Origin of the sequence: Staphylococcus intermedius NCTC 11048 (assembly GCF_002902385.1) — a bacterium.
In the GTDB taxonomy this organism is placed as follows: domain Bacteria; phylum Bacillota; class Bacilli; order Staphylococcales; family Staphylococcaceae; genus Staphylococcus; species Staphylococcus intermedius.
In genome coordinates, this window is record NZ_PPQH01000132.1 from 1 (window position 1) to 5,904 (window position 5,904).

A 5,904-nucleotide genomic window follows, 5' to 3' on the forward strand; every position below is an offset into this window, starting at 1 on the left:
ATGCTGCAATAACAATAGATTATTTCTGGAGATGTGGTTATTTTCTCATTTCTCTGTATTTATATTATATGATTTTTAACTTTGCAACAGAACCAGCGATATAATAAATCAAACATCCTACAGTAATTCTGAAATGAGTGTTTCTGTAGATTCATACATAGCAAATATAAGCAAATTTTTACGAACACCTTTTATCATGCCATGATAATATTTATCACCAAAAATAACAGCATTCGTATTTTCAAAAAGAATATCATTATACATTATATATATCTTTACTAAATCATCAATGGTAAATGTTTGACGCTCTTTGAGTCTAAACCTCCCTGTCACATTCACAGAAGATGAAAGCGATAATCGATGTTCTTCAACAAATATTGAAATGTAATTCCTACGTTCCATTTCATTTGCAAAAAGCTCATACCCCAGTTGATAAATCAAACTAGGATGCGCTTTGTTAATCATAGCCTTTATCAAATCAGTTAACTCTATTTCTTTTCCTGTAAAATATGTTTCATTGTTTGTTGGCCATTTTTTCAAATATATTTTTCTATTAACTAACTTCTTTTTTTGACTGTAAATATAATAAATAAGCGGTGTGATACCTTCTATAGCTATTGGTGTATTGAGATCTACATTATTTTCAATTTTACCGTCTTGACTTAAATAAGCATAAGTCTTTTCTATAGGAAAATAATGAAAATATTGCTTTTCTTTTATTTGAATATTTTCATTTTGTAAATATTCAAATAACTTTGTAGCAATTTTAGGTAATTTTGTACCTGTTACTGATGATTTTAATAAGGTTAAACCATCTTCATTTACTAAATATAATAAATCATATAGTAATAATTCCGGATCGCTATACCAAGTAATCGATTTATTCTTGACTCTGTTGACCACTTTTCTCATCTCAGAGTCAATACATAGAATATAGTCTGCATTGGACTGCTCTAATTTTCCAACTAATTGTAAATGTATTTTTTCAGATTCATCACCTAAATCACTGATTTTTCCCAACACAATAATTTTGTTTCCAGTATAAAATTGGGATTGCTTGTTAAAAGCCTCAATTGCATTAAGCATTGCTGGTAAAGAAGCATTATGAGTATCATCTAATAAAGTTGTTTTTAGTCTTGGCGTAATCACTTTCTTTATTTCCAACACTTTTTTAAAAGGTTTAAATTGTGACAAGTGATTTAAGCAGGATTTTAAATCAACATCAAGTAATTGTAACAAATGAACTGTCGCAATGGCATTTGATACCATACCATCACTTACAGTCGGTATAGTAAATTCAACATCCTCTGTATTCACATGGATACTAATTGTGGTAGAACCCTTATTATCAGTAATTTTAACTTTATTATGGTCATAGCGACTATAAGTAATGATATGATTTACGCATTTTCTTGCTTCATTTTCCAATAAGTTTACATGTTTTGTGTCACCATTGATAATTGCAGTATCGTTGTCACTCTGACCAGCAAATATTCTTGATTTAAACTTAGCAACTTCTTCAGTATTTTTAATTGTAGATAAATGCGCCTCGCCAATTCCTGTCACAATCGTATAATGTGGCTTTACAATGAGGGATAAATTACCTTTATTGTTTATTGCATTAATAGACATTTCAAAAACAGCAAAGTTTGGATTTTTTATTAATTTACAAAGATTGAGTAAAATGGGCACGCGTGTATTGGCATTCCCTCTGTTTTGTAAAATCTGATAGTTACTAAGTGCCTTGCTTATCATCCTCTTAGTTGAACTTTTACCCATTGATCCTGTTACTGCAATGATGGGATTATGAAATTGAGCGCGAAAATATGTTCCTAATACTTGCATAGCTTCAATAGAATCGTCTACAATAATTTGAGGGGTAGATGGATTTAAATCATTAATCAACTCATCAGTAATAACTAAACTCGATCGATGATTATTTTGTTTAAGTTGTTCATTTCCTGATAAAATCTTAGGCTCTTTTCCTAACCACTTTTTCCAAGTTCCTTTTGATATGCTGATAAAAGCTGTATTCATATGAGTAACAAAACGATACTGGTATTCAAAATCGTTAATAATTTCATCGTTTAAATTTTGTGTCTTAATAACTAGCTCTTTTAATATATAAGCAATATCTTTAACTGTATACATTTTAAAAAACCTCTCTAACTAAAAATATTTGTATTGAAACACTAAACGTTTTATAATTTTATTTAAATAGGAGGGGACTCATGAGACAAAAAAAATTAGAAGAAATTAATAAACAAATTGAAGAAGAATTACTAAATGATAACCAGACTCATGAGAATGAACCAAACTCATCTAATTTGAATAAGCCTAGAGCCATTTTTTTATGTATTGTTTTATCAATGGTACTTATTTCCTTCATCAAAATGTTTATGTAATATTATAGATTTAACAATTAGCTTGTCTTTATAATTCAAACAAGTAATTGTAAATAGGAACCTATACTATTGCTTGAAAGCTTTTTGATATTGCACATATCCCGATAAATAATGCTCGACATCATCTATTCTTACACGATAACCATGGTGCTTAATGAAGAAACTCCCCAGTATACGGCGTGGGTTTTTAAAATACATCGCAACTTCAGGGTAAAAATAACCCGTCCTTTGATAATTAGCTCTTTTATGAATTGTTTTAATTAATTTTTCTTCGTCAAGCATGCTTTTCACTAACTTTTCAAACCCGTTTTCTTTTGCAACCTCAACTAAATGATAAGTCGCCATAAGTAATTCTAAAAAAGTTGGAAATGTTGTTTCTCTTTGATAAATGTAATCTAAATTACCCACTACATTTTTAATACCAAACTCAAAATATTCTTTTTTTGGTGTGATTTGTACAAGTTCATTCGTGCAATAACCGAGCCAATGATCGTTAAATTTCCAATATTTTTCAATTATAAATCTTTCAAAAAGCATTTCTACAGTGTTTAACCAATTTGGATTTTGATCTAATTGATATAATCTTAGGAGCGCTAATGAAGCTTCTCCGTCATAGTAAACAATTCGAAAACGTTCTTTGATAGATAAATCAGGATAATTTAAAACATGAATAGTTTCCATATTATTCATGTTAATCATGGCTAAAATCCCTCTAGCTACCTTTTGTGCGTATTTTAAATAAACTTCATCATTTGGATTAACTTTTAAATATTCACACACAGCGAAAATAAAAGAAGCATTTTGTCCTAATTTTATTTCATTAACAGAATTCGTATCATCAAAGATAAAACCTTTATTATCTTTTTCATAAAAATGATTTTCAATAATGTAATTTAACGTCTTTTTTATGATACTTGTATCTTGATTTAAATAAAATAAACCTTCTGTCAATGCGTATGTTGAAGATGAATGTCTCAATACATTGTAGTGGTTAATCTGTCTATCAAAATGAGGAAAATAGCCATAAGTAAATTTCCCATCGGCTTGAATCTCATTTTGTAAATATTGAGTACTCGTTTCTATAAGCTTGTCGATCTCTTTAGTCAAAGTTTTTAACTTACGAATCCCTTTCATATATCCTTTATCATGTAGATCAATAATCTCTTCATTTTCAACAAAATATCCTGCTGTATGGAAAGTAATAACTTTTTTATCTCTATAATCTTCAACTTTAAAACTTTTATTTAATCGTTTGTATTTCTTCAAATAATGTGTGATATTGTTTTCTGCAATTTCTTTTAAATTTTTATTTTTTTTAGAAAGACGAACAAAAGCATTGGCATTAATTTCCTCAGGCAAAAATACAAGTTGCCAGTTTTTATCTAAAGAGAAACCAAAATCTATATAGTTTCTTCTTGTTTCAATTAATTTTCTTTCTACATCATTAAAGTTAACTTCTTGCTCGTTGGTTACAACGTCAATTTTAATCCACTCTGGATATTTACCATTAGTTTTTTTATATTTATTAATTTGCTTCATGACTTGATATTTCATTTTCTTAGTCTTCTTTATTAACTTTACGTACGCTTTAATATTTGGATTTCCTAAGCTAATGAACACTTTACTATCATCTGAATATTTCTCAATAATCTTTTGACTCAAAAATTCAATGGTTTTCTCCAAATCAATTTCTCCTTTATAAATAGTTAAAGGGAGCAATTGCTCCCTTTAACTATATTTTAATCTTCTTCACGACGTTTTTTTCGACTAGCCAATAGTAATGACCCTAATCCTGCAAATAACGCTCCGAATAATACTGGGCTACTATTTGCTTTTTCACCTGTATCAGGTAATTCCTCATTTTCTTTGTCAGCATCGGCATCGGCGTCAGCATCCGCATCGGCGTCAGCATCGGCATCGGCGTCAGCATCGGCATCGGCATCGGCGTCGGCGTCAGCATCGGCATCGGCGTCAGCATCCGCATCCGCGTCAGCATCCGCATCCGCGTCGGCATCCGCATCCGCGTCAGCATCCGCATCGGCATCGGCGTCAGCATCCGCATCGGCGTCAGCATCCGCATCGGCGTCAGCATCCGCATCCGCGTCAGCATCCGCATCCGCATCTGCATCTGCATCTGCATCTGCGTCGGTTTCTGGTTGCTCTCCATCTTCTGGATAACCTGGAACCGTTACTTTACTTGTAACGTCTTCTTCTGTTGTCTCTTCACCATACGGCTTTTCAACTTCTCCAGCTGTTGGTTCATATTGATCTTTTTCTGGTTGCTCTCCAACTGTTACAGGTACTGTAATCTCATCTGTTGTTCCATCTGGATACGTTACTGTTACAGGTACTTCTGTTGTTCCTGGTGTATTACCATCTGGTAATTCACTTGGATTATTTACCGTAATCACTGGTTGCTCTCCATCTTCTGGATAACCTGGAACTGTTACTTTACTTATTACGTCCTCTTCTGTTGTTTCTTCACCATATGGTTTTTCAACTTCTCCAGCTGTTGGCTCATATTGATCATTTTCTGGTTGCTCTTTTGGAATATTAAAACCACCATATCCACTAACTGTTGCATAAATTTCATTATTACCAAAATCTGATTGATATCTTTGGAATGGTAAAGATGCAGTTTTTACTGTAAATAACATGTCTGTACCATCTATATTCTTTAAATCATCTAAATCACCAGTAAAAGGAGTAATAAATTTAAACGTTACTTCTTCTCCAGCTTTTAATTTATCTTTACTTCTCCATTGAGGGTCTGTTTTACCATCTTTCCCACTAAAATTTTTATATGATATTGTAGAATTATTTCCTATGGATTCAAATGGAACAGATGTACTAGTAATTTTTGCTTCTCCTAGTTTACCTTGATTTTCTGTTGAGACCGTTACAAATAAATATTCTGGAGAACTATTTTCTATTAGTTTTATATTTAAGTCCCATTCTACTTGATCTGTGTCAAGGTCATATGAGCCCTTCAAAGTTAATAGCTTACTTCTTCCATCTGGTTTATCTCTATCTATTTCTGTAACAAATTCAATACTCTGACTACTTGCGGCTCTTCTCACTCGATATGATCTTTCATGTTCATTATTGACCATAAAATTATTAGGACTATTTGGATTATTAGAAATATAATTTAGTAACCAAGCAAACTCTTCTGAATTCAAGCTTCCATAATCAATATTTTCAATATTTTTCTCTTGAATTAACTTTGTCATCTTATCGTTAACTGATTGCTCTTCTTGTTTCGCTTCTGTTCTTTCTTCTACCGATGACTCTTCTTGTTTCGCTTCTGTTCTTTCTTCTACCAGTGACTCTTCTTGTTTCGCTTCTGTTCTTTCTTCTACCAGTGACTCTTCTTGTTTCGCTTCTGTTCTTTCTTCTACCAGTGACTCTTCTTGTTTCGCTTCTGTTCTTTCTTCTACCGATGACTCTTCTTGTTTCGCTTCTGTTCTTTCTTCTACCGGTGACTCTTCTTGTTTCG

The 5,904-nt window shown here is 31.9% G+C and carries 4 protein-coding genes; 1 reads left to right on the plus strand and 3 read right to left on the minus strand.

What is annotated here, in order from left to right; translation table 11 throughout:
* Nucleotides 1-117: 117 nt before the first annotated feature.
* Nucleotides 118-2,151 carry a Mur ligase family protein gene (locus CD138_RS13510; RefSeq protein WP_019167670.1) on the minus strand — a complete coding sequence of 678 codons (2,034 nt, stop codon included), beginning with the start codon at nt 2,149-2,151 and terminating at the stop codon, nt 118-120.
* An 80-nt stretch (nt 2,152-2,231) separates the two neighbouring features.
* On the opposite strand from CD138_RS13510, the gene CD138_RS14420 reads away from it, so the two are divergent.
* Complete coding sequence (locus CD138_RS14420; RefSeq protein ID WP_019167669.1) at nt 2,232-2,405, plus strand: hypothetical protein; 174 nt, start codon at nt 2,232-2,234, stop codon at nt 2,403-2,405.
* A gap of 66 nt (nt 2,406-2,471) precedes the next feature.
* Here CD138_RS14420 and CD138_RS13515 read toward each other — a convergent pair whose 3' ends face one another.
* Both CD138_RS13515 and CD138_RS13520 read right to left on the minus strand, forming a co-directional pair.
* Entirely contained in the window at nt 2,472-4,094 is a 1,623-nt protein-coding gene (locus tag CD138_RS13515) for a poly(glycerol-phosphate) alpha-glucosyltransferase (protein ID WP_026066789.1), read from the minus strand.
* 50 nt (nt 4,095-4,144) lie between these two features.
* A partial coding sequence (locus tag CD138_RS13520; RefSeq protein ID WP_142380768.1) for a Rib/alpha-like domain-containing protein occupies nt 4,145-5,904 on the minus strand: 1,760 nt, incomplete at its 5' end.

What these genes read in the sequence shown, in the direction of transcription:
- CD138_RS13510 (WP_019167670.1), bottom strand. Translation starts at nt 2,151, where the DNA reads ATGTATACAGTTAAAGATATTGCTTATATATTAAAAGAGCTAGTTATT.
- CD138_RS14420 (WP_019167669.1), top strand. Translation starts at nt 2,232, where the DNA reads ATGAGACAAAAAAAATTAGAAGAAATTAATAAACAAATTGAAGAAGAA.